The organism is Methylobrevis pamukkalensis, from assembly GCF_001720135.1.
In the GTDB taxonomy this organism is placed as follows: domain Bacteria; phylum Pseudomonadota; class Alphaproteobacteria; order Rhizobiales; family Pleomorphomonadaceae; genus Methylobrevis; species Methylobrevis pamukkalensis.
The window spans coordinates 1-22,422 of record NZ_MCRJ01000020.1; the positions used below are offsets into that span (position 1 = coordinate 1).

Annotated in this window: 22 protein-coding genes and 3 pseudogenes; 19 read left to right on the plus strand and 6 right to left on the minus strand. The window is 69.4% G+C overall.

Annotation, left to right across the window (positions count from 1 at the left end; genetic code table 11):
- The first annotated feature begins 84 nt into the window (after positions 1–84).
- The 5 genes from A6302_RS05120 (at position 85) to A6302_RS05140 (ending at position 4,225) form a co-directional block, all read left to right on the plus strand.
- The gene (locus tag A6302_RS05120; protein WP_069306145.1) at positions 85–1,023 is read left to right on the plus strand and encodes an HD-GYP domain-containing protein; all 939 of its coding nucleotides are present in this window, start codon (positions 85–87) and stop codon (positions 1,021–1,023) included.
- A gap of 97 nt (positions 1,024–1,120) precedes the next feature.
- Positions 1,121–1,984, plus strand: a complete 864-nt coding sequence (locus A6302_RS05125; RefSeq protein ID WP_069306146.1) for a 23S rRNA (adenine(2030)-N(6))-methyltransferase RlmJ — start codon at positions 1,121–1,123, stop codon at positions 1,982–1,984.
- A 473-nt stretch (positions 1,985–2,457) separates the two neighbouring features.
- Positions 2,458–2,886 carry a hypothetical protein gene (locus A6302_RS05130; RefSeq protein ID WP_069306147.1) on the plus strand — a complete coding sequence of 143 codons (429 nt, stop codon included), beginning with the start codon at positions 2,458–2,460 and terminating at the stop codon, positions 2,884–2,886.
- A 13-nt stretch (positions 2,887–2,899) separates the two neighbouring features.
- The gene (locus A6302_RS05135) at positions 2,900–3,565 is read left to right on the plus strand and encodes a ribonuclease T2 family protein (RefSeq protein WP_069306148.1); all 666 of its coding nucleotides are present in this window, start codon (positions 2,900–2,902) and stop codon (positions 3,563–3,565) included.
- A gap of 42 nt (positions 3,566–3,607) precedes the next feature.
- Complete coding sequence (locus tag A6302_RS05140; RefSeq protein WP_069306149.1) at positions 3,608–4,225, plus strand: glutathione S-transferase family protein; 618 nt, start codon at positions 3,608–3,610, stop codon at positions 4,223–4,225.
- Between the two features lie 153 nt (positions 4,226–4,378).
- Here the strand turns inward: A6302_RS05140 and A6302_RS05145 are convergent, their stop codons facing one another.
- The gene (locus tag A6302_RS05145; protein ID WP_083255539.1) at positions 4,379–5,053 is read right to left on the minus strand and encodes an outer membrane protein; all 675 of its coding nucleotides are present in this window, start codon (positions 5,051–5,053) and stop codon (positions 4,379–4,381) included.
- Between the two features lie 384 nt (positions 5,054–5,437).
- Between A6302_RS05145 and A6302_RS05150 the strand changes: the two genes are divergently transcribed.
- From A6302_RS05150 to A6302_RS05200, 11 genes and pseudogenes are all read left to right on the plus strand, one after another.
- A complete protein-coding gene (locus A6302_RS05150) occupies positions 5,438–6,253 on the plus strand; it encodes an SDR family oxidoreductase (protein ID WP_083255540.1) in 816 nt (271 codons plus the stop codon).
- A gap of 166 nt (positions 6,254–6,419) precedes the next feature.
- Positions 6,420–8,410, plus strand: a pseudogene (gene uvrC, locus A6302_RS05155) (excinuclease ABC subunit UvrC).
- 368 nt (positions 8,411–8,778) lie between these two features.
- Positions 8,779–9,410: pseudogene (locus tag A6302_RS05160) on the plus strand (oxidoreductase); the annotation flags it as partial.
- Positions 9,411–9,602: 192 nt separating this feature from the next.
- Complete coding sequence (locus A6302_RS24140) at positions 9,603–9,971, plus strand: oxidoreductase (protein ID WP_280938852.1); 369 nt, start codon at positions 9,603–9,605, stop codon at positions 9,969–9,971.
- A gap of 578 nt (positions 9,972–10,549) precedes the next feature.
- Positions 10,550–10,942 (plus strand): DUF6152 family protein, encoded by a 393-nt coding sequence (locus A6302_RS05170; protein WP_069306152.1) that lies wholly within the window; start codon positions 10,550–10,552, stop codon positions 10,940–10,942.
- Positions 10,939–11,406, plus strand: a complete 468-nt coding sequence (locus A6302_RS05175; protein ID WP_069306153.1) for a hypothetical protein — start codon at positions 10,939–10,941, stop codon at positions 11,404–11,406. The genes A6302_RS05170 and A6302_RS05175 overlap by 4 nt, the downstream gene beginning before the upstream one ends.
- A gap of 158 nt (positions 11,407–11,564) precedes the next feature.
- Positions 11,565–12,137, plus strand: a complete 573-nt coding sequence (pgsA, locus tag A6302_RS05180) for a CDP-diacylglycerol--glycerol-3-phosphate 3-phosphatidyltransferase (protein ID WP_069306180.1) — start codon at positions 11,565–11,567, stop codon at positions 12,135–12,137.
- A 145-nt stretch (positions 12,138–12,282) separates the two neighbouring features.
- Positions 12,283–12,535: pseudogene (gene moaD, locus A6302_RS05185) on the plus strand (molybdopterin converting factor subunit 1).
- Position 12,536: 1 nt separating this feature from the next.
- Positions 12,537–12,989 (plus strand): molybdenum cofactor biosynthesis protein MoaE, encoded by a 453-nt coding sequence (locus A6302_RS05190; protein ID WP_069306154.1) that lies wholly within the window; start codon positions 12,537–12,539, stop codon positions 12,987–12,989.
- Positions 12,990–13,290: 301 nt separating this feature from the next.
- Positions 13,291–14,547 carry a multidrug effflux MFS transporter gene (locus A6302_RS05195; RefSeq protein WP_210183267.1) on the plus strand — a complete coding sequence of 419 codons (1,257 nt, stop codon included), beginning with the start codon at positions 13,291–13,293 and terminating at the stop codon, positions 14,545–14,547.
- A 58-nt stretch (positions 14,548–14,605) separates the two neighbouring features.
- Entirely contained in the window at positions 14,606–15,874 is a 1,269-nt protein-coding gene (locus tag A6302_RS05200; protein WP_210183268.1) for a Y-family DNA polymerase, read from the plus strand.
- Between the two features lie 234 nt (positions 15,875–16,108).
- Here the strand turns inward: A6302_RS05200 and A6302_RS05205 are convergent, their stop codons facing one another.
- Complete coding sequence (locus A6302_RS05205; RefSeq protein ID WP_069306155.1) at positions 16,109–17,005, minus strand: branched-chain amino acid aminotransferase; 897 nt, start codon at positions 17,003–17,005, stop codon at positions 16,109–16,111.
- Positions 17,006–17,289: 284 nt separating this feature from the next.
- On the opposite strand from A6302_RS05205, the gene A6302_RS05210 reads away from it, so the two are divergent.
- From A6302_RS05210 to A6302_RS05220, 3 genes are all read left to right on the plus strand, one after another.
- A complete protein-coding gene (locus A6302_RS05210) occupies positions 17,290–17,820 on the plus strand; it encodes a MarR family winged helix-turn-helix transcriptional regulator (protein WP_083255541.1) in 531 nt (176 codons plus the stop codon).
- Positions 17,821–17,870: 50 nt separating this feature from the next.
- Positions 17,871–18,602 (plus strand): response regulator, encoded by a 732-nt coding sequence (locus A6302_RS05215; RefSeq protein WP_069306157.1) that lies wholly within the window; start codon positions 17,871–17,873, stop codon positions 18,600–18,602.
- 151 nt (positions 18,603–18,753) lie between these two features.
- Entirely contained in the window at positions 18,754–20,106 is a 1,353-nt protein-coding gene (locus A6302_RS05220) for an ATP-binding protein (protein WP_069306182.1), read from the plus strand.
- 34 nt (positions 20,107–20,140) lie between these two features.
- Here the strand turns inward: A6302_RS05220 and A6302_RS05225 are convergent, their stop codons facing one another.
- From A6302_RS05225 to A6302_RS05240, 4 genes are all read right to left on the minus strand, one after another.
- Positions 20,141–20,977: a hypothetical protein gene (locus A6302_RS05225; protein ID WP_069306158.1), complete on the minus strand. Its 837-nt coding sequence runs from the start codon at positions 20,975–20,977 to the stop codon at positions 20,141–20,143.
- A 229-nt stretch (positions 20,978–21,206) separates the two neighbouring features.
- A complete protein-coding gene (locus A6302_RS05230) occupies positions 21,207–21,560 on the minus strand; it encodes a tRNA-binding protein (protein WP_069306159.1) in 354 nt (117 codons plus the stop codon).
- A 138-nt stretch (positions 21,561–21,698) separates the two neighbouring features.
- Complete coding sequence (locus tag A6302_RS05235; protein ID WP_069306160.1) at positions 21,699–21,923, minus strand: hypothetical protein; 225 nt, start codon at positions 21,921–21,923, stop codon at positions 21,699–21,701.
- Positions 21,908–22,384, minus strand: a complete 477-nt coding sequence (locus A6302_RS05240) for a hypothetical protein (protein ID WP_069306161.1) — start codon at positions 22,382–22,384, stop codon at positions 21,908–21,910. Before A6302_RS05240 ends, A6302_RS05235 begins: the two co-directional genes overlap by 16 nt.
- Positions 22,385–22,422 lie beyond the last annotated feature (38 nt).

The following is a 22,422-nucleotide window of genomic DNA, read 5'->3' on the forward strand; positions in this document are numbered from 1 at the left end:
ATTCACGCAGGACGGGCGGGCGATTCTGTTCGCGAGGTCGCCACGCAGTTCGGTTCGGACATCATATCGATTTCAGACACGCGGATGATTGGTAAGATCACTTATCCCGTTCTGGTCGACATCGATCTGCACAACCGCCATCATGTCGAGACGTTGCGACGGGAGTTGCCGAAACGCTCGCGCGCGGACGCGCTGATCTTTGCCGTCCACAGCGACGACCGCGCGGCGATCGTCCAGGCGAAGATCCTCGGCGGTACCTTCCTGGTGCGCAAGCCGCTCAAGATCGACGAAGTGCGCTTCTGCCTCGACAGCCGGCCGAAAGCCGCCGACCCCCCGGCCAACGGTGTTCCGGTCGCCATGTCCGCCACGGCCGCCGTCCTCGACCACGCGATGTCCGCCCTGCGGACCGGCGTTCCCCTCGACATCACGCCGGTGGCAAAGACGGCCCAGCAATTGGTCAGTGCCATCGCCGAAGTCGGGATCGACGCCTGGCTGAACGCGGTGCGCAACCACCATGAAGGCACGTTCCAGCACTGCATGCTCGTGACCGGCGTCGCCACGGCCTACGGCCACGGCACTGCCCTGCCGCCGCCGGAGGTCGTCAAGCTGGCCACCGCCGGCCTGCTCCACGACATCGGCAAGGCCTCGATCACCACCGACATCCTCGACAAGCCCGGCCGCCTCACGGATGTGGAATACGCCATCATCAAGCGACACCCGACCGAGGGCTACGAGTTCCTGCGCGCGCACTCGCTGGTCGGCAAGGACGTGCTGGCGGCGGTGCGCGACCACCACGAGTTCCTGGACGGCAGCGGCTACCCGGCCGGTCTGACCCGTGCCGAGATCGCTCCCCTGACCCGCATCCTCACCGTCTGCGACATCTATGCCGCCATGATCGAGGAGCGGTCCTACAAGCCGCCGATGCCGCCGCAGCAGGCGATCGAGGTGCTGAAGTCGATGGCGCGGAGCGGCAAGGTGGAAGACCGCATCGTGGATGGCCTGTCGCGCACGATCGGAGTCTGATACGGCTGCGCCATGCGCGGGCGCGGCCCGCCCGGCCGCCGCGGCTCCTTCGCGACCCCGTCAGGCCCGACGCCTCCGACCGGCAGATCCTTTCGCCATGAACTATCGTCACGCCTTCCATGCCGGCAACTTCGCCGACGTCCTGAAACACGCCCTGCTCGCCCGGATCCTCCGGCGCCTCGGCGTCAAGGACGGCGCCTTCCGCGTCGTCGACACCCATGCCGGCATCGGCCGCTACGACCTGGCCGGCGACGAGGCCGGTCGCACCGGCGAGTGGACAGGGGGCGTCGGCCGCATCGTCGGCGCCGACCTGCCACCCGTGCTGGCCGACTTCCTCGCCCCGTGGCTGGAGGTCGTCGCGGAACTCAACCCGGAGGGCGGGCTGCGCCACTATCCGGGCTCGCCGCTGATCGCGGCCCGGCTGAAACGCCGGCAGGACACGCTGTTTGCCAACGAACTCCACCCGGAGGACGCCGAGCATCTGCAGGCGGCGCTGGCCGGCGAACGCCGCTGCCGGGTGATGAGCCTCGACGGCTGGATGGCGGTCCGCAGCCTGCTGCCGCCACCGGAGCGGCGCGGCCTGCTGATCGTCGATCCGCCCTTCGAACAGGCCGGCGAGTTCGAGCGGCTCGCCGAGACCATGGTCGAGGCGCACCGCCGCTTTGCCACCGGCGTGCAGATGGTCTGGTATCCGCTGAAGGACGCCGGCGCCGTGCGCCGCTTCCACGCCGCCGTGGCGGCCAGCGGCCTGACGCGCATTCTGCGGGTCGAGCAGTGGGTCCGCCGTACCGGTACGGCCGGGCCGCTCGCCGGCGCCGGCCTGCTGCTGGTCAACCCGCCGTGGCAGCTCGACGAAGAGATCGCCGCCGCCCTGCCCGCCCTGACCGCCCTGCTCGCCAACGGCGAGGGCGCCGGCGAGCGGGTCGACTGGCTGGTGGGCGAGGAAGCCCCGGAGGACTGAGCGCGGACGCGATGCGGATAGTGCATATTCCGCGTGCGGCGCCGGATGGCCGGTTCATCTGCGAACGTGAGGATGGCGCGGCCGGTGTTGGCGCGCCCTGATCGCGCACCCGGCCTCGTCCTTCGAGACGGCCCTGCGGACCTCCTCAGGATGAGGCCTCGGGGAATTCTTATCATTCAGAAACAAGGAATTGCTCTTCCCTCATCCTGAGGAAGGCGCGCAGCGCCTGTCTCGAAGAACGAGGGAAAAACCCCCATGTCATCCTGTCGGCAGTTCATCGGCCTGCGGGCGAGATGCGCAGCGCGGCAGCGATCCCGCAACCTGCGCGCCTGCTCATCCCGCAGAAAAACCCCGGTTCGCCAAGGCGATCGCGCCCGTTCGTTAACATTGTCTTAAAATTTAGCTCCGGCTCGGGTTGATTCGCCCGCCCCGCTTGGACACTCTGGCCCTCTTCCGTCCGACAGGGACATCCGATGCGCCAGATCAGTATCTCGTACTGCGCAACCCTTGCGCTCGTCCTCTTTTCGAGCCCCGCCACCGCCTTCGAGACCATCTCGCTGACGGGCAACGCGGCCCAGTCCCTCCCCGCCTGCAGCGATGCCGGCGTCCTCGGCACGATCCGCAGCCGCCACGCGGCGGCGACGCCGGAGGCGCGCGACGGCATCGAGATCCGCGACATTCACGATGCCGGTCCCGGCCGTCTGGAGGCCTTCGGACCGAGCGCCATCGCCACGCGCCACTGCGCCGCAAAGGCCCGGCTGGCCGATGGCCGCACCGGCCGGCTCTACTACATGCTGTCCGCGGGCCGGGGCTTTGCCGGCATCGGCTGGAACGTCGACTTCTGCGTCGCCGGTCACGATCCGTGGTATGTCTACGGTCAGGAATGCCGAAGCCTGAAATGATCGACGGACCGACATGACACCAGTTGCCCTGCGGCCGCGCGCCCGTCTGCGCGGCCTTGCTCTCGCCCTGCTGGCGGCCGTCGGCACCATGGCTCCGGCCGCCGCCGACGACCGGCCCGGGGATTTCGACTTCTATGTCCTGTCGCTCTCGTGGTCGCCGACCTATTGCGAGGATCGGCAGGGCCGCGACAGCCTGCAATGCGGACCGGGCCGCGCCTACGGCTTCGTCGTCCACGGGCTGTGGCCGCAATACGAGCGCGGCTGGCCCGAGTTCTGCGACGCACGGGCCGAGCCCCGGCGCCGGACCATCGACGCCGTGATCGACCTGATGCCCAGCGTCGGCCTCATCCGCCACCAGTGGCGCAAGCACGGTGCCTGCACCGGCCTCGATCCCGAAGACTACTTCGATCTCGTCCGCAAGGCCCACGCCCGCGTCGTGATCCCGCCGTCGCTGCGCCGGCTCGACCGCCATGTGGTCACCAGCCCGCAGGCGGTGGAATCCGCCTTCCGCGCCGCCAATCCCGCGATCCAGGGCAGCGGCATCGCCGTCTCCTGCGACGGGCGGCGGCTGGACGAGGTGCGGATCTGCATGACGCCCGACCTTGAATTCCGGCCCTGCGCGGAGGTGGACGCCAAGGGCTGCCGCTCGGCCTCGGTCGTGCTGCCGCCGATCCGCTGAGCGCCCTTCCCCCGTCCCACGCTCATTATTCCGGAGAGACAGATGACCGACGCCGACCTTCTGCTTCGCGGCTCGCCCGCCTCGCCCTTCGTGCGCAAGGCCCGGATCGCCGCCGCCGTCCTCGGCCTGGGGCCGCGCCTGCGCCTCGTCGAGACCGACACGGCGACGCCCGGTCCGGATCTCCTCGCCGACAATCCGCTCGGCAAGATCCCGGTTCTCGTCGGCCCCTCGGGCAAGCCGGTCTACGACAGCCGCGTGATCGTCGAATATCTCGACCATCTCGCCGGTGGTGGGCTGTTTCCGGCCGATGCGGAGGCGCGCTTCGACGACCTGGTGCTGCAGGCGACCGCCGACGGTCTCGCGGACGCGGCCTTGCTGATCGTCTACGAAACGCGGTTCCGCGCCGACGGTGAACGCAGCGAGACCTGGGTGGCACGGCAGATGGCCAAGATCACCCGCACGCTGGCCATGCTGGAAGCAACGCGCGCCCCCTTTGCGGCGCCGGTGACCGCAGGGGCTGTCGCGCTCGCCTGCGCACTCGGCTATCTCGACCTGCGCTTTGCCGGAGACTGGCGCGCGGAGCGGCCGCGCCTCGTCGGATGGCTTGAGGATTTCTCCGCGGCGGTTCCGGCCTTCGCGGCAACGCGGCCCGCCGGCTGAACGCCGGCATCGCACCGCATCGCGGCCGACGGGGTCAAAGAAGATCACGCAAAGAAAAGGCGCGCGGCCCTTGGGGCCGCACGCCGAAGTCGCGGGACGCTGGTCCCGGGAGGAAACCGGCGGAGCGCAGGGCGCTCCGCCCGATCGCAGAGATCAGAACTTGTAGCCGACGCCGACCTTGATCAGGCTGCCGTCGAGGTCCGCCTTGGCCGACTCGCCGGCGACCGTGTAGGTCTCTTCCGACATGTCGGTGTAGGTGTACTCGGCGCGGGCCGTGATGTTCTCGGTGAGGGCCGCTTCGACGCCGCCGCCGACAACCCAGCCGACGTGGGTGTTCTCGTCCTTGCCGCCATTGAACTTCGCTTCGCCGCCAGCGATCGCGACACCGGTGGTGCCGTAGACCATGACGTTGTCGAAGGCGTAGCCCACGCGGCCACGGACCGAACCGGCGACCGACGAGTCGGCCTTCACGTCCGTGCCCTGGAAGCGGAACTTGGCATCGTCGCCGAGGCCGAGGTCGGCTTCGGCGCCGACCACGACATTCGGGGTGACCATGTAGTTGTAGCCGCCGTAGATGCCGCCGGTGAAGCCGTCGACGTCGATGTCACGGCTGCCGTCGGCATTCGAGACGTCATAGGAGCCGAAGCCGTAAGCGCCGTAGGCGCCGACATACGGGCCGTTCCAGTCGAAGGTGGTCGGCGCGACATAGGGGTCGGCGATCGGAGCCGCGGGGATCGGCTCGGAAATGTCGGCCGCGAGGGCCACGCCACCGGTGGCGAGAACCGCGGCGGAGACGCCGGCCATCATCCGGATGATCGAGATACGCATGTAAGACTCCTAATTTCTGTCCCTGACGCGGGAAGGTCACGCCAGGTGGAACACCGGACATCCGAGGCCCCACCCGTCCCGAACCACCTTTCGGTGATTTGCCGGCAGGACAACGCGGCTTTGGCTCGGACTGTTCCGTTGATGTGAAACTGCCCGCGCAATGTGGCGCTGCACCCGGCCGCAAATGGCGAAAATGTGACGATTGCAAGGTGATTGTGCGGTGCGGTTAACAGGTGTTGACCATGAGTGAACTGGCCGTCCCGCGTTGACACGCCCCGTGAAGACCCCGGAAATCCGGCGCCGGACGGTGATCCGCCGGATCGCCGCCGCGTATAGAGCGCACGGCGGCGGCCGCGGGGCCGCCATGATCCGGAGACGGTGTCGATGGGCTACGAGGATCGCACGGAACGCTATCGGATCGACGGCGGCACCGGCCGTCGCCAGCCCCGCGAAACGGCGCTGGTGACCGGCGGTGCGCGGCGCATCGGCCGGGCGATCGCCGTCGGTCTCGCCCGCGCGGGATTTCGGGTGGCGATCCACTGCAACACCTCGCGGGCCGAGGCGCAACGCGTGGTGGCCGAGATCGCCGCGGCCGGCGGCGAGGCGGCGATCGTCCGTGGCGACCTTGCCGATGCGGCCGCGGTCGCGGAACTGATCCCCCAGGCCGAGGCGGCGCTGGGGCCGGTCAGCCTCGTCGTCAACAACGCCTCGATGTTCGTCGGCGATACGGTGGACGATCTCGACCCCGACCTGTTCGCCCGGCAGATGGCGGTGAACCTCGCTGCGCCCTGCCTGCTGGCCAGCCAGCTTGCCGCGCGCCTGCCGGACGGCTGGAGCGGCAACGTCGTCAACATGATCGACCAGCGGGTCTGGCGCCTGACGCCGAACTTCTTCTCCTACACGCTGGCGAAATCGGCGCTGTGGACCGCGACGCGGACGATGGCGCAGGGCCTTGCCCCGCGGATCCGCGTCAACGGCATCGGCCCCGGCCCGACGCTGGCCAACGAGCGTCAGTCGCCGGAGGATTTCCGGCGCCAGTCGGAGGCGGTGCTGCTCGGCGCCGGCCCGGGGACCGACGAGATCGTCGCCGCCGTGCTGTTCCTCGTGACCACGCCCTCGATCACCGGCCAGATGCTCGCGCTCGACGGCGGCCAGCATCTTGCGTGGCAGACGCCGGACGTCGTAGGCATCGTCGAATGAGGCGAGTCGGCACCCCATATGCGGGTGGCGGAGCAAAGGACGGGCGCGGGACGATCGGCGGAGCGACGCCGGCGGCGTGACCCGGCAGGATCCCCACGGGACCATGGACGACGACGACATCACCGACATCGACGCGCCGGAGACGGGCGGGACCGGGTCCGAAGGCATGGCGCCCGAAGGCACGACTCCGGACGGGATCGAGCCGACGGAGCCGGGCGCCACCCCGTCCACCGACGACGAGGACGCGGACGAGACCACCCCCGCCGGCGCGGCAGCGGCCGAGGCGCGCCTGCGCCGCGGCGTGGACGTGATCGCCGATGCGGTGAAGCTCTTGCCGATGGGCCCCGGCGTCTACCGCATGCTGTCTGCAACCGGCGACGTGCTCTATGTCGGCAAGGCGCGCAGCCTGAAGAAGCGGGTCGCCAACTACACCCGGATCATGGGACAGTCGAACCGCATCGCCCGGATGATCCAGGCGACGGCGGCGATGGAATTCGTCACCACCGCGACCGAGACCGAGGCGCTGCTGCTCGAGGCCAACCTCATCAAGCAGCTGAAGCCGAAGTTCAACGTGCTGCTGCGCGACGACAAGTCGTTTCCCTACATCCTGATCACCGGCGACCACCCGGCGCCGCAGCTGGTCAAGCACCGCGGCGCCCGCTCGCGGCCAGGCCGCTTCTTCGGCCCCTTCGCCAGCGCCGGTGCGGTGGCGCGCACCATCAACGCCATGCAGAAGGCGTTCCTGATCCGCACCTGCACCGACGCAGTGTTCGAGAGCCGCACCCGCCCCTGCCTGCTGCACCAGATCAAGCGCTGCTCGGCGCCCTGCACCGGCGAGATCTCGCCGCCGGACTATGCCGAGCTGGTGCGCGAGGCGACCGCCTTCCTCTCGGGCAAGAGCCGGGCGATCCGCGACACGCTCGCCGCGAGATGCAGGCCGCCTCCGCCGAGATGGAGTTCGAGCGCGCCGCGGTCTACCGCGACCGCCTCGCCGCCCTCTCCCACGTGGTCTCGCACCAGGGGATCAATCCGCAGACGGTGGAGGAGGCCGACGTCTTCGCGCTCCACCAGGAGGCGGGTCAGGCCTGCGTGCAGGTGTTCTTCTTCCGCACCGGCCAGAACTGGGGCAACCGCGCCTATTTCCCGCGCGCCGACAAGGCGATGGAGCCGGGCGAGATCATGGCGAGCTTCATCGGCCAGTTCTACGACGACAAGCCGGCGCCACGTCTCGTGCTGGTCGGCCACGAACCGGACGAGCTCGACCTGCTGTCGGCCGCGCTGTCGGAACGCGCCGGCCACCGGGTGGAGATCGCCGCGCCGAAGCGGGGCGAGAAGAAGGACCTCGTCGACCATGCCCTGCAGAACGCCCGCGAGGCGCTCGGCCGCAAGCTGGCCGACACCTCCTCCCAGGGCGTTCTGCTCGACGGCGTCGCCCGCGTGTTCGGCCTCGACGCCCCGCCGCGCCGGATCGAGGTCTACGACAACTCGCACATCCAGGGTTCGAACCCGGTCGGCGGCATGATCGTCGCGGGGCCGGAAGGCTTCGTGAAGGGCCAGTATCGCAAGTTCAACATCCGCTCGACCGACATCACCCCCGGCGACGACTTCGGCATGATGCGCGAGGTGCTGATGCGGCGCTTCTCCCGGCTCGTGAAGGAGCACGGGGTTCGCGGCGACACGGCCTCTCCCGAGGGCGAGGTCGGGCCGTGGCCGGATCTGGTGCTGATCGACGGCGGCGCCGGCCAGCTTTCGGCGGCCAAAGCGATCCTCGACGAACTCGGCATCGACGACGTGCCGCTGGTGGGCGTCGCCAAGGGCCCGGACCGCGACGCGGGGCGCGAAAAATTCCACGTACCCGGCAAGCCCGACTTCATGCTGCCGCTGCGCGACCCGGTGCTCTACTACATCCAGCGCCTGCGCGACGAAGCCCACCGCTTCGCCATCGGCTCGCATCGGGCCCGACGCTCCAAGGACATCGGCCGCGCCGGCCTCGAAGAGATCCCCGGCGTCGGCCCGACCCGCAAGCGCGCCCTGCTCAACCATTTCGGTACCCTGAAAGCCATCGAACGCGCCGGCCTCGACGACCTCGCGTCGGTCGACGGGATCTCGGCGGCGACGGCCAAGGCGATCCACGACTATTTTCATGAGGGGTCGTGAGGGGGGAAGGCGCGTCGAGTTCTGCTCCGCCTCGCCGCCGTCTTCGCCGGGCCTTACTCGAGCTCCACGCACCCGCCTCGCCCTTCGAGACGGCCCTGCGGGCTTCCTCGGGACGAGGCCTTCGGGAGACGGGAGTTCCCTGCGAGAGTCGCTCTTTCCCCTCCTCCTGAGGAAGGCGCGCAGCGACTGTCTCGAAGGATGAGGGGAAAGCCACGGCCGCTGTTGCACCTCACCCGCCCATTGAACTAGATTAAATCCAATGTGAGTATGATCGAAATTCACCCCCCCCCCCGCAGCGCTTGTGCCCCGCGCGGAGGATCGGAGATCTGCGCGATGGTTTTCGCCGCGCGAAGCTGGGAGGGATGGCCATGCGGGCGCTGCAACCGGGGACGATCGGCGGGCTGCGCATTCCCAACCGGATCGTCCGGGCGGCGACGTCGGAGGCGCGCGGCGGCCCGGGGGGTGAGGTGACGCCGGAGGCGATCGAGTTCTATCGCCGGCTGGGTGCCGGTGGCGCGGGTCTCGTCATCACCGGCCACATCTACGTCCACCCGCGCGGCCGCCATCACGGCCTGCAGACCGGCATCCATCACGACGGCCTGATCGAGGGCCATGCCCGATTGACCGAGGCCGTGCACCGCGAGGGCGGGCTGATCTTCGCCGAACTCGGCCACGTGGGATCGCAGACGATGATCCCCGAGATCGCGCCGCTGGCGCCCTCGGCCGTGACCAATCCGATGACCGGCATCACCGCCAGCGAGATGACCGAGGCCGACCTTGCCGAAGTGATCGACGCCTTCGGCGCGGCGCGCGCCGGGCCAAGGCCGCCGGCTACGACAGCATCTTCCTGCTGGGGGCAAGCGGCTACCTGCTCAGCCAGTCGATGTCGCCCTATTCCAACCAGCGCAGCGACGGCTGGGGCGGCGATGCAACACGGCGCGCCCGGCTGGTGACCGAGGTGATCCGCCGCATCCGCGCCGAGGTCGGCGAGGGCTTCCCCTTCGCCGCCCGGCTCGGCCTGATGGACAAGGTGGACGGCGGCCTGACGCTGGAAGAGGGACTGGACCGGCTGTCGGCGATCCACGCCGAGGGCCTGCTCGACGCGGTGGAACCGGGGCTGAACATCCTCCACGACTATGCCGAGAACATCCGCCCCTATGTGGGCGTCGGACCGCTGCGGGCCCTGCAGGACATGCTGCTGCACCGGGTGTTTGCCCGCGGCCCGGCGGAGGCCTATTTCCGGCCGCTTGCCCGCGAGGTGAAGGCCCGCACCGGCCTGCCGGTGATCCTGATGGGCGGCATCCGGTCGACGGAGATCATGGAAGAGGTGCTCGCCTCCGGCGACGCCGACTTCCTCGCCATGGCCCGCCCCTTCATCCGCGAGCCGGACATCGCCCGCCAGATCGTGCAGGGCCGCCGCGGCAAGGTCGACTGCGTGTCGTGCAACGCCTGCCTGATCCACGACGGCTTCGGTCCGGTGCAGTGCTGGCGCACGCCGAAGACGCGGCTGGTGGAGCATTTTTACAAGGTGCTGTGGGCGTATCGGGGGAAGGGTCACTGAGGAGGATCTCGTGGGTTTGTGGGTGTGGCTCACCCCTCACCCTGTCCCTCTCCCCCTAGGGGAGAGGGAACGCCGGATTGCAGCGGCTTTCGTCAGATGACTGTCCGTTCCGGCGGGATGCCGGAGGTGAACGCGGCATCGCCTCCATCGTCCCCTCTCCCCGCTGGGGAGAGGGTCAGGGTGAGGGGGTCTGCGAGGCGGCCGGCTGTCGGGTCGGGTGGAGCGGCGTGCAAACCCGGCGCATCGAGAAAGCCTGTTCGTAGGCGTCGTGCCGTGGGGGCTCCCCCCTCCCTGTCCCTCCCCCACGAGGGGGGACGAAACGCTGCTGTCGAATGCGGAAGATGCGCCCATCGTCTCCTCCCCCCCTCGCGGGGGTGAGGCCGATGGCCGAACGCCGAGGGGCCCGTGATCCATGGCCGGCAGGACAGGGAGGGGGGTGCGGCAGAACCCTCCTCAAAGACCCCCGCTCAACATTCCGTGAACCCGCCTCCTTCCACCTTGCCCTTGCCGCACTCCGCGCGACCCTTGGACGGGAGACCACCTGGCGCTGTGCCGGGCGGCAGCACAGGGAGGCCGGTATGAGGCAGACAACACGGCGCGGGATTCTCGCGCTCGGCGGCGCACTGGTCGCCAGCGGCGGGCTGGCCGGCGCGGCCTTCGCCCACCATGGCTGGTCGTGGACCGAGGACGGCTTCTTCCAGCTCGAGGGCGTCGTCCGCGAGGTCTATGTCGGCAATCCGCATGCGACGCTCGACGTGGACGTCGAGGGCACGATCTGGCGGGTGGAGCTTGCCCCGCCCTATGCCACCCGCGCCGCCGGTTTCACCGAGGACAGCGCCGCCCCCGGCGAGGAGGTGACCGCGATCGGCAATCGCTCGCGGGAAGACACCGAACCGCGGATGAAGGCGGTGCGGCTGATCGTGCGCGGCACCACCTATGACGTCTATCCGCGCCGGACCGACGGGCTTTGACCGAGTGGCTGCAGGCGCTGGAGGCCTCGGCGCCGGCCGCGGCGCTGCGCGCGTCCTTCTGGATCTATCCGCTGGTGAATGCGCTGCACATCGCCGGCCTCGGCGCGCTGGTGACCTCGGTTCTGGTGATGGACGTCCAGTTGCTGCGCCGCGCTGCGGACGGGGCCGCGGCCGAGCGCCTGCTGCGCCCGGTCGCGATCGCCGGCCTCGTGGTCGCGCTGCTGACGGGCTTCGCGCTGTTTTCCGTCCGGCCGGTGGACTATGCCGCCAACCCGGCCTTCCGGCTGAAGCTGGTGCTGCTCGCCCTTGCGCTGGCCAATGCGGCGATCTTCCTGACCACGTCGCGCGGCGCGGTCGCAGGCTCGCCGGTTCGCCGACCGCTGGCGCTGCTCTGCCTCGGGCTGTCGCTGCTGCTCTGGCCGGCCGTGCTCGTCGCCGGCCGCTTCATCGGCTTCGTGGAATAGTCCGCCGGCTGACCATGGCCTCCGGTGGCGGACGGCTGGCCCGTTGCGGCAAAGCCGCTTTGTCGCCGCCGCTCATTGACGCGGACCGCCCGGCATGGTCTCAAAGGCCGATGGCGCACCCGGCGCCCGTGACCGTCCGCCGAGCCGAGACCCGACGTATCATGAAGTCCCACGCGCTTTCCCTGCCCAACGTCCTGACCTATTTCAGGATCGCCGCCGTGCCGATGGTGGCGGCCTCGATGTATGTGGAGGGGGATTCCGGGCGCTGGCTGGCCTTCGGCCTGTTCCTCGTGGCAAGCGTGACCGACTATCTCGACGGCTATCTCGCCCGCGCCTGGAAGCAGCAGTCGGCGCTCGGCCGGATGCTCGACCCGATCGCCGACAAGCTGCTGGTCGCCGTGTCGCTGCTGGTGCTGACCGGCGAGGGCACCATCGGCGGCTGGTCGCTGTGGGCGGCGGTGATCATCCTGATGCGCGAGATCTTCGTCTCGGGCCTGCGCGAGTTCCTCGCCGAGCTGAAGGTCAGCGTGCCCGTGACCTGGCTCGCCAAGTGGAAGACCGCGGCCCAGCTGGTCGCGATCGGCTTCCTGCTCACCGGCGAGGCCGGCGACAACCTCATTCCCGGCACCAGCCTTGTCGGCCTGACCCTGCTGTGGGCGGCCGCGCTGGTGACGCTCTACACCGGCTACGACTATCTCCGCGCCGGCCTCGTCCATCTGATGGACGATTGAGCCTTTCCCCGGAAACCTGACGCGTCAGGTTTCCGGACTCACGGCCTGACCGGCCGGCGCCCGGTCGGGCGATTCCTCACGCACACGCCCCTGCAGGCAGGGGCATGCGCGGCTCGGTGAGACGCAGACCTGCAAGGAAACACCCGTGGTCAAGCTCGTCTACTTCGCCTGGGTCCGCGAGCGGATCGGCCGGACGGAAGAAACCCTCGATCTGCCGGACGATGTCGTCACCGTCGCCGACCTGCTGACCTTCCTGAGCGCGCGGCGAGGGCTATGCCGCCGCGCTGGACGACGACGCGCGCATCCGCGTGGCGCTCGACCAGACCCACGCCCAGCATGACGAGCCGGTGGCCGGCACCCGCGAGATCGCGCTGTTCCCGCCGATGACCGGAGGCTGAGATGGCGACCATCCGCGTCACCGCCGAGGATTTCGATCCCGGCGCCGAGATCGCCGCCCTGTCCGAGGGCCGGGCCGATGTCGGCGCGGTGGCGAGCTTCGTCGGACTCTGCCGGGACGAGGGCGGCCGGCTCGCCGCGCTGGAGCTGGAGCACTATCCCGGCATGGCCGAGGCAGAGATTGCCCGCGTGGCCGAGGCCGCCGCCGCCCGCTGGCCGCTGCTGGGCCTCACCGTGATCCACCGCCACGGCAGGATCCCGCCGGGCGGCCGCATCGTGCTGGTCGCCTGCGCCTCGTCGCACCGCGAGGCGGCCTTTGCCGCCGCCGAATTCCTGATGGACTACCTGAAGACCGGCGCGCCCTTCTGGAAGAAGGAGCATCTGAAGGACGGCACCTCCGGCGACTGGGTCGAGGCGAAAGCCGACGACGATGCGCGCAAGGCGCGGTGGAGCTGAAAACAGCCCCGCGTCCGCGCCATGCATCCGGCGGGAGGCGGCTCTCTCCAAAAGTTGATCCGCCTTCCTTACGTTTTCAGGTATAGATGATCCGTCGCGCCGGAGAGCGCGGCCCGACCGCGCGTCCGCGTGCCCTGACCGGGCCGCCGGGATGCGCCGTCGCCGTTCCGGCCCCCCGCGGCCGCGACGTCCTCCATTCCGTGCGGAATGCCGTCGCCATTCGCGATGGCGCTCCCATATTTGATCATCATGCATGTGACGGCCGACCGACCAGGTTCGCCGCCGACAGGACTTTCGACCCATGTCTTCCACCCCCCCGAAAGCCGCGCCGCCCTATGTCGCGACCCACGACGGCATCGGCTTCAAGGAATTCATCGCGCTGATGGCGATGGCCATGGCCATGAACGCGCTCGCCATCGACATGATGCTGCCCGCCCTGCCCGACATCGGCAGTGCGCTCGGCGTCACCGACGAGAACGGCAGCCAGCTGGTGGTGACCGCCTACCTGCTCGGCTTCGGCTTCGCCCAGCTGTTCTACGGCCCGATGTCCGACATCTGGGGTCGGCGCAGGGTGCTGATCGCCGGCATCGTCATCTACGTCGCCTTTGCCGGCCTCGCCAGCTTTGCCGGCAGCTTCGAGCAGCTGCTGTTTGCCCGTGCCATGCAGGGCGTCGGCGCCGCCGCGACCCGCGTCATCAGCGTCTCGATCGTGCGCGACTGCTACGGCGGCCGGCGCATGGCGAGCGTGATGTCGCTGATCATGCTGGTGTTCATCCTCGTGCCGGTGATCGCCCCGGCCCTTGGCCAGATCGTCATCCTGCTCGCGCCCTGGCGCTGGGTGTTCGGCCTCCTGACCCTGCTCGGCGCCTTCGTGCTGCTGTGGGCGGTGCTGCGCCTGCCCGAGACGCTGCCGCCCGAGCGCCGCGCCGCGCCGAACGTCACCACCATCGCCCGCGCCTATGTCATGGCCCTCACCAACCGCGTGGCCCTCGGCTACACGATGGCGACGACGCTGATCCTCGGCGCCCTGTTCGGCTTCATCAACCAGTCGCAGCAGGTGTTCGTCGGCGTGTTCGACCTCGGCACGATGTTTCCGCTCGCCTTCGCCTCGATCGCCCTGTTCATGGCGGCGGCCTCCTTCCTCAACTCGAAGATCGTCGAGCGCCTCGGCATGCGCCTCGTCTCCCATGCGGCGCTGATCGGCTTCACCCTCGTCAGCCTGCTGCATGTGCTGGTGATCGCGGCCGGCGGCGAGAGCGTGTGGAGCTTCATCGCGCTGCAGTCGGCGACGATGTTCATGTTCGGCCTGGTGATGTCCAACTTCAACGCCATGGCCATGGAGCCGCTCGGCCACATCGCCGGCACGGCCTCCTCGACCCTGGGCTTTGCCACCACCTTCGGCGGCGCGCTGTTCGGCTTCTTCATCGGCCAGCATTTCGACGGCACCACCCTGCCGCTCGCCCTCGGCTTCACCCTGCTCGGCGCCGGTGCGCTCGCCATCGTGTTCGTGACCGAGGGCGGCCGGCTGTTCCACGCCCGCAACGTGCCGGCGGAATAACCGGCCGCGCGGGTCCGCGCGGTTCCGAAGGCTCTCGACTCTGATCCCGGTCGGCGCTATGTTCTCTTTCTGTTCTCATGATCAGCGAGAGATCCATGCGCGGCCGGACCGTATCGAACGGCTCTACATCGACTTCGACAGCTTCTATGCCAGCGCCGAGCAGCACCTCGATCCGGCGCTCGTCGGGCGGCCTGTCGGCGTCATTCCGATCGAAAGCCGCTCCACCAGCCTGATCGCGGCCAGCCGCGAGGCCAAGCGCTTCGGCGTCAAGACCCACACCCCTCTGCGCGAGGCGCTCCGCCTCCTGCCCGATCTCGTCGTCCGCGTCGCCCGGCCGGACGTCTACGTGCGTCTCCATCACGAGATCCGCGCCGTCGTCGACAGCGTGGTGCCGATCCTCGCGGTGCGCTCCATCGACGAGATGGTCTGCGCGCTGCTGGAGAACGAGGCGGCGCGCGGTGCGGACCTTGCCCGCGCGGTCAAGGACGGCCTGCGCCGCGCCTTCGGCCCGGCCCTCACCGCGTCCATCGGCCTTGCCGCCAACGAACGCCTCGCCAAGATCGCCGCCGAGATGGAAAAGCCCGACGGCTTCGTGCGTCTCGACCCGGACACCCTCCCCGGCCGCCTGCTGGACGTGCCGCTCGGCGACATCCCGGGCATCGGCGAGCGGATGGCGACGCGGCTTGCCCGCGCCGGCGTGACCGACATGCCCGCGCTGTGGGCGCTCGCGCCCAAGCAGATGCGGGCGCTGTGGGGCAGCGTCGAGGGCGAGCGGCTCTGGTACGAACTGCACGGCTACGAGGTGATCCGCGAGGCGACCGAGACCGGCATGTTCAGCCACGGCCGGGTGCTCGCCGGCGACTGGCGCACCCCGGAGCGCCAGCGCGACTGCGCGCGGCTGCTGCTCGGCAAGGCAGCGCGGCGGATGCGCCGGGCCGGCTTTTCCGCGCGGCGGCTGACGCTCTCCATCAAGGGCGAGACCGGCGGACGCTGGCACGGCGAGGCGCCGCTGCCCGACGCCCGCGACGACTTCACCCTGCTCCACGCCCTCGACGGCCTGTTCGCCCGCGCCGCCCGCCAGACGGCGCCGGCCCGGGCACGCGGGGTCGCCGTGTCCCTGTCCGATCTCGTGGCGAGCGACACCCGCGAGGCCGGACTCTTTCCCGGCGCCGACGACGCCGCCCGCGGCCGCCGCGAGCGGCTCGCCGACGTGGTCGACGCCCTCCACGCCCGCCACGGCCGCACCTCGTCACCCTCGGCCTCGAACCGGCGCTGCCCGGCGGCTACGCCGGCGGCAAGATCGCCTTCGGACGGATCCCGGACATGACGGATTTCTGAGGGGGGTAACGCCGGCGCTGTGCCGCATGGCTCCCCCCTCACTGTCCCTCTCCCCTGAGGGGCGAGGGTCAGGGTGAGGGGGTCTGCGAGGCGGCCGCTGTCGGGTCAGCCCCCGAAGCCTTCGCCCCTGCGAACGAAAGGCCCTTTCGGACAACGAAAAAGGCCGAACTTTCGCCCGGCCTTCCCATGCGCCAGCAGCCGGCCAGAACCGGCCGGAAAGGCCTTACTCCGCCGCGGCGGCGGCCGGCTTCGGCTGGACCTCGGCCATGTAGTCGTTCATCAGCGTCTCGGTGATCGTCGCCGGCTGGAAGCGGTAGGGGCCGATTTCCGAGACGGGCGTCACCTCCGCGGCGGTGCCGCAGATGAAGCATTCGCTGAAGGTGGCCAGCTCGTCCGGCAGGATGTGGCGCTCGTTGACCACGAGGCCGCGGCGCCTGGCCAGTTCGATCACCGTCTGGCGGGTGATGCCGTTGAGGAAGCAGTCCGGGGTCGGTGTGTGGATCTCGCCGTCCCTGACGAAGAAGATGTTGGCGCCGGTCGCCTCGGCCACGTAGCCGCGATAGTCGTACATCATCGCGTCCGCATAGCCCTTGGCCTCGGCCGCGTGCTTGGAGATCGTGCAGATCATGTAGAGGCCGGCGGCCTTCGACTTCGACGGCGCAGTCTTCGGATCGGGGCGGTGATACTCGGCGATGTCGAGGCGGATACCCTTCAGCCGCTCTTCCGGCTTGAAGTAGGACGGCCACTCCCAGGCGGCAATCGCAAGGTGGATGGTGTTGTTCTGCGCCGAGACGCCCATCATCTCCGAGCCGCGCCAGGCGACGGGCCGCAGATAGGCATCGACGAGATTCATCCGCGACAGGGTCTCGCGGCAGGCCGCGTCGATCACGTCGGCGCTGTAGGGGATCTTGAAGCCGAGGATGCGGGCCGACTCGATCAGCCGGTCGGTGTGGGCGCGCAGCTTGAAGATCTCGCCGCCATAGGCACGCTCGCCCTCGAACACCGAACTTCCGTAGTGCAGGCCGTGGGTCAGCACGTGCACCTTGGCGTCCTTCCAGTCGACGAATTCGCCGTCGTACCAGATGACGCCGTCACGGCTGTCGAAGGGAACGCTTGCCATTGTCCGAACTCCCGTTTGTTTCGGCCGGGACGCCGCCGGGCCGCTCCGCGAGCTGCGGGGGCCCATTGCACGAGGCGACCATTGTTTTGCGCGGCGGCGAAGGAGCGGATAGTGTCGCACGAAAGCGACCCGGAAGGCATCCGCTGTCGCCGGAACGGTCGGGGGCGCCGGTGGGGCGGCACCCGGGATCCGCGCCGGTCGAAAGGCCGGACGGGCGCAACGCGCCGCATCCGGTCTCCTGCCGAAGCGTCACGGGAATAACAATCGGGACCAAATAAGTCAATATGGCTGACATAAATTTCTCGAAGGTCGCGACGACGATGCGGGACGAGACGGCGGCGGGTGCGGGGGCAACCGGACCGGCCGACGCGCCGGGGCATGTCGACCTGATCGAGCTGATCTTCTTCTCCTATCGCGACTTCGTCGGCGATGCCGACCAGCTGCTGGCGCGCTTCGGCTTCGGCCGCGCCCATCACCGGGTGCTGCATTTCGTCGAGCGCAATCCGGGCATGCGGGTGACCGACCTGCTCGACCTGTTGCGCATCACCAAGCAGAGCCTCGGCCGGGTACTCAAGCAGCTGGTCGACGAGGGCTACATCGTCCAGACCCCCGGCGAGGTCGACCGCCGCCAGCGCCTGCTGACCACGACGCCGCGCGGCAGCCGGCTCGCCCGCGAGCTGATCGCCCTGCAGTCGCGCCGGATCGACCACGCGCTCGCCAGCCTGTCGCCGGCCGAGCAGCCGGCCGTCCGCCGCTTTCTGGAGGCGATGATCGGCGGCGGCGAGGGCGCGCCCCCCGCCGACGACATCGCCTGACCCCATTCGCCTGAGCCGATCCGCCGAGCGCACAGCACGAGGAGCCGACGATGACCCCCGACGCCCGCGGCCAGACGCCCGCCGGTCCCGCCGACGACGCCGCGCACATTCTCGTCGTCGACGACGACAGCCGCATCCGCAGCCTGCTGCAGCGCTTTCTTGCCGCGCGCGGGTTTCGCGTGACGGTGGCGGGGGACGCGGCCGAGGCGCGGCGCAAGCTGGAGACGATCGCCTTCGACCTGCTGGTGCTCGACGTGATGATGCCGGGCGAGGACGGGATCTCGCTGGCGGCCAGCCTCACCGTCAGCCACGAGGTCGGCATCCTGCTGCTCACCGCCCGCGCCGAGGGCGAGGACCGCATCCGCGGCCTCGAGACCGGCGCCGACGACTACATGACCAAGCCCTTCGAGCCGCGCGAACTGGTGCTGCGCATCCAGAACATCCTGAAGCGCCGCGCCCCGGCAGCGGCCGCGCCCGGCACCACGCCCACCCGCCGCGTCGCCTTCGGCCGCTTCAGCTTCGATGTCGCTCGGGGCGAGCTGTTCGAGCGCGACGACCCGGTGCGCCTGACCGAGCGCGAGCGCCAGCTCCTCACGCTGTTCGCCCGCGCGCCCGACGGCGTGGTCGCCCGCGAGGTGCTGGTCGGCGGCGACGGGGCGGTCGGCGAGCGGACGGTCGACGTCCAGATCAACCGGCTCCGGCGCAAGATCGAGGACGATCCGTCGAGCCCGATGTTCCTCCAGACCGTGCGCGGCGTGGGCTATCGCCTGCGCCTCGACTGAGGGCCCGATGGCACCCGGCGACGAGACCCCGCGCGCCTCTCCCGGCGCCCTTCCCGGCGGAGATCCCGACGAGGGCCCCGACCTCGTCAGCCGCGCGCTCGACCGCTCGTCCGACGGGGTGCGCGTCCTGCGCCGGGGGCTGGCGCGGGTGATGCCCGCGCCGCTGGTGCGCGGCTGGCGGGCGCTGGCCCGCGCCGTCAACCGCCAGATGCCCAAGAGCCTGTTCGGCCGGTCGATGCTGATCATCGTGCTGCCGATGGTGATCCTCCTGGCCGTGCTGGCGCAGGTGTTCATCGACCGCCATTACGAACTCGTCACCCGGCGCCTGTCCGACGCAGTGGGCCGCGAGGTGGCGAGCCTCGTCGACCTGATCAAGGCGGCGCCCGACGATGCGGCAATCGCCACGGTCGACCGGGTCGCCACCACACGGCTCAGCATGACCGTGAGCTTCCAGCAGGGTGTGACCTTCGGCCCCCCGCCCGACCCGGGTTTCTCTTCCCTGCTCGACCGGACGCTCGCCAGCAGCCTGACCCGCCACATCGCCGAGCCGGTCCGGATCGACACCACCAGCTACGGCTCGCTGGTGGAAATCCGCGTCCTGCTGCGGGACGGCCTGCTGCGGATCATGGTGCCGCGCAACTTCGCCTATGCCTCGAACTCCCACATCTTCATCGTCTGGATGGTGGTGACGGCGCTGGTGCTGATCATCATCTCGATCATCTTCCTGCGAAACCAGATCCGGCCGATCCAGCGGCTGGCGCAGGCGGCCGAGATGGTCGGCCGCGGCCAGCCCCCGCCCAAGGACTTTGCGCCGTCGGGCGCCCGCGAGGTTCGCCAGGCGGCCCATGCCTTCATCGAGATGCGCCGCCGCATCGAGCGGCAGGTGGAGCAGCGCACCACCATGCTCGCCGGCGTCAGCCATGACCTGCGCACGATCCTCACCCGATTCCGCCTCGAACTGGAGATGCTGCCGCCCGGCGAGGAAACCGAGGCGATGCGCGGCGACGTCGACATCATGCAGGCGATGCTGGAGGCCTATCTCGCCTTCGCGCAAGGAGTGGCCGACGAGGCGAGCGTGCTTTCCGATGTCGGCGATCTCCTCGGCGACATCGAGGCGATGATGCAGCGCGCCGGCCGGATCGTGACCGTCGACTGCCCGCCGGAGCTTGCCGCCCACCTGCGCCCGCTCGCCTTCCGGCGGATGATCGGCAATCTCGTCGGCAATGCCGCCCGCTTCGGCAGCCGCGTGACCGTGACCGCCGCCCGCCAGGGCGACTGGCTGACCGTGACCGTGGACGACGACGGGCCGGGCATTCCGGAGGCCGAGCGCGAGGCGGTGTTCAGGCCGTTCCACCGGCTCGACGACGCCCGCAACCAGGACGTCGCCGGCTCCGGCCTCGGCCTCGCCATCGCCCGGGACATCGCCCTGTCCCACGGCGGCGACATCCGCCTGCTGTCGAGCCCGATCGGGGGATTGAGAGCGCAGGTGCGGTTGCCGGTGTGAGGGGGGGACGACCCATTCGCCGACCCTGGAGGCGTCAGTCGCAACCTGCTCCGGTAACCTTGGTGGTCGCGAATATCTCAGCAATGAATTTCGGCGCCTTGCTGAAGAAACCGGGAGCGAAGTCGCCTTCCTGGAGGATCCCCTTCTCGGCAAGAGAGACGAGGCGGCGGCGAATGCGCGGGTCCGGAGCAAGGAACGCCGGATCGTCGGCACGCGGTTTCTGGTCGAAGTAATCGCTTCCCTCCGTGATCTTCGCGACAGTTTCATCGAACTCCTTGTCACGAAATCCAAATATACTATTGTCGCGCATCATCTGCTCTTCCTGCTCTTTGCGCCATTCGGATTTCTGGACTTCAAGGTAGGACACGACAAGATCAACGATCCGGCCCTTCACTTCGGGGTGGCACAGATCCGTCGCTGGACGCGTCATCGAACAGTCGACGTAGGATGCGACACGTCTGACGCCGACCGGTCCGTACATCCAGGCGACACGCGACGCATCACCGTCATGCATCCGGATGATCGATGCGAGATCGCTTGTGGCGGAGGCAAGGCACTTCCTGTGGATGGATGCTTCCGTTTCCTCCAGCTGCCCACCGCCGAAGCCGACAACCGTATGGAACTTCTCGGCATTGGGAACCTCGCCAACGGACTCCCATGAGCGTGCAAGCTGGTGACCGAGTTGGATGAAGAGGTAGTAGGTAAGCCCGGTGGAGGCGACCAGCAGCACGATGAACACCAGTAACAGGCGCGATGTCAGGGACACTCCCCCGGTGTGGTCCCGAGGCTCCTCGGGATCCATCTCCTTTGGCTGCTCGATCACCACTCTCGGCTTGGGGGCGACAACCACGCCGCGCTTTCCAAAGGACATCCGCTGTCTCCGCTGAACAGGTCGCGATGCACGGCCGTCCGTTCGCCGCGATCCTGCGATCGCGGCCGGGACGTCGCTCTCCGGCACTTGAAGTCATCGACGAAGTGGCGCTGCACCCGCAGCAGCAACGACTGATTGCACAACCTATGCGAAAGAAAATGAAAGGCAGATTAACGTCATACCTTGGAAAATGAGGAGATCGGCGCTGAAGGCGAGGCGATGCACCCCCTCAGAACAGCCGCCCACCCAGCGGCACGTCCTGGTCCGGGGTGATCAGCACGACCTCCCCGTCCGCGTCGGGGACGCCGAGGGTCAGGACTTCGGAGATCGACTTGCCGATCTGCTTGACCGGGAAGTTGACCACGCCGAGCACGCGGCGGCCGATCAGGCTGTCCGGCGTGTAGTGTTTCGTGATCTGCGCCGAGGTGCGTTTGACGCCGATCTGCGGACCGAAGTCGATCTTCAGCTTCAGCGACGGCTTGCGCGCGCCCTCGTTGACCTCGGCCTCGACGACGACGCCGACGCGGATGTCCACTTTCAGGAAGTCGTCGAAGGTGATCAGGGGGACGGCGGCACTGTCCATCGCGGGCTCCGGGGTGTGAGGACGAGGGGCGGACCGCAGATCCGCCCGGTTGTCCATGGAGTTAGCCGCAAAGTGCGCGGATGGCCAGAGGGATCGGGGCCGGAGGGATGGAGCCGGCGGGATGCGCGGACGGGGGTGTCAGATCCCCTCGCCCGCGGCCGCCTCGCCGGGTGTGGCCGGCGGAACCGGCGTGGCTTTCGGCGGCGTCTTGCGGCGGCCGGCGACGCGGCAGGCGATCCGCTCGGCAAGGCCGGCGGCCTTGTCGGCGCAGCCGAGCCAGCGCTCGCCGCGGCGCAGCCCCTTGTCCACGGCGATCATCGTCGCCGACAGGCCCGGATCGGCGTCGTTCAGCCAGGCTTCCATGGTGCGGGTCCAGACGGCGGCAAGGCCCTGCGCCCGCAGGAGCCGGGCAGTCCCGGCCGGTCGGTGGCGGCCGCGACCATCATCCATCGCATCGAGGTGACCGCAAGGCCGTTCAGCGCCAGCGCCAGCGCCGGATCGCGCCGGGCGGCGAGCAGCAGCTTCTTCACGGCGGTCTTGTGCGGGGCGATCACGTCGAGCCGGCGCATCAGCACGTCGAACAGACGCTCGCGCGCCGGCTCGGCGGCCATCTCCGGATCGATCGCCTCCAGCACCGCCATGTCGGTCCGGCGCATGAACTCGGCGAGAATGGCGAGGCGGCCGTCATAGTCGGCACGCAGCTCGGCCGGCGACAGGCCGGCGTCCGCCGCAACGTCCGCAAGGGTCAGCGCCTCCCAGCCGCCATCGGCAAGCCGCTGGAGAAAGGCCTCGACGATCTTCTGCCGCTGGTCCGTGCTGGTCATGACGATCTCCTCGGTTGCCGCAAACGGTCGCCGCCCGC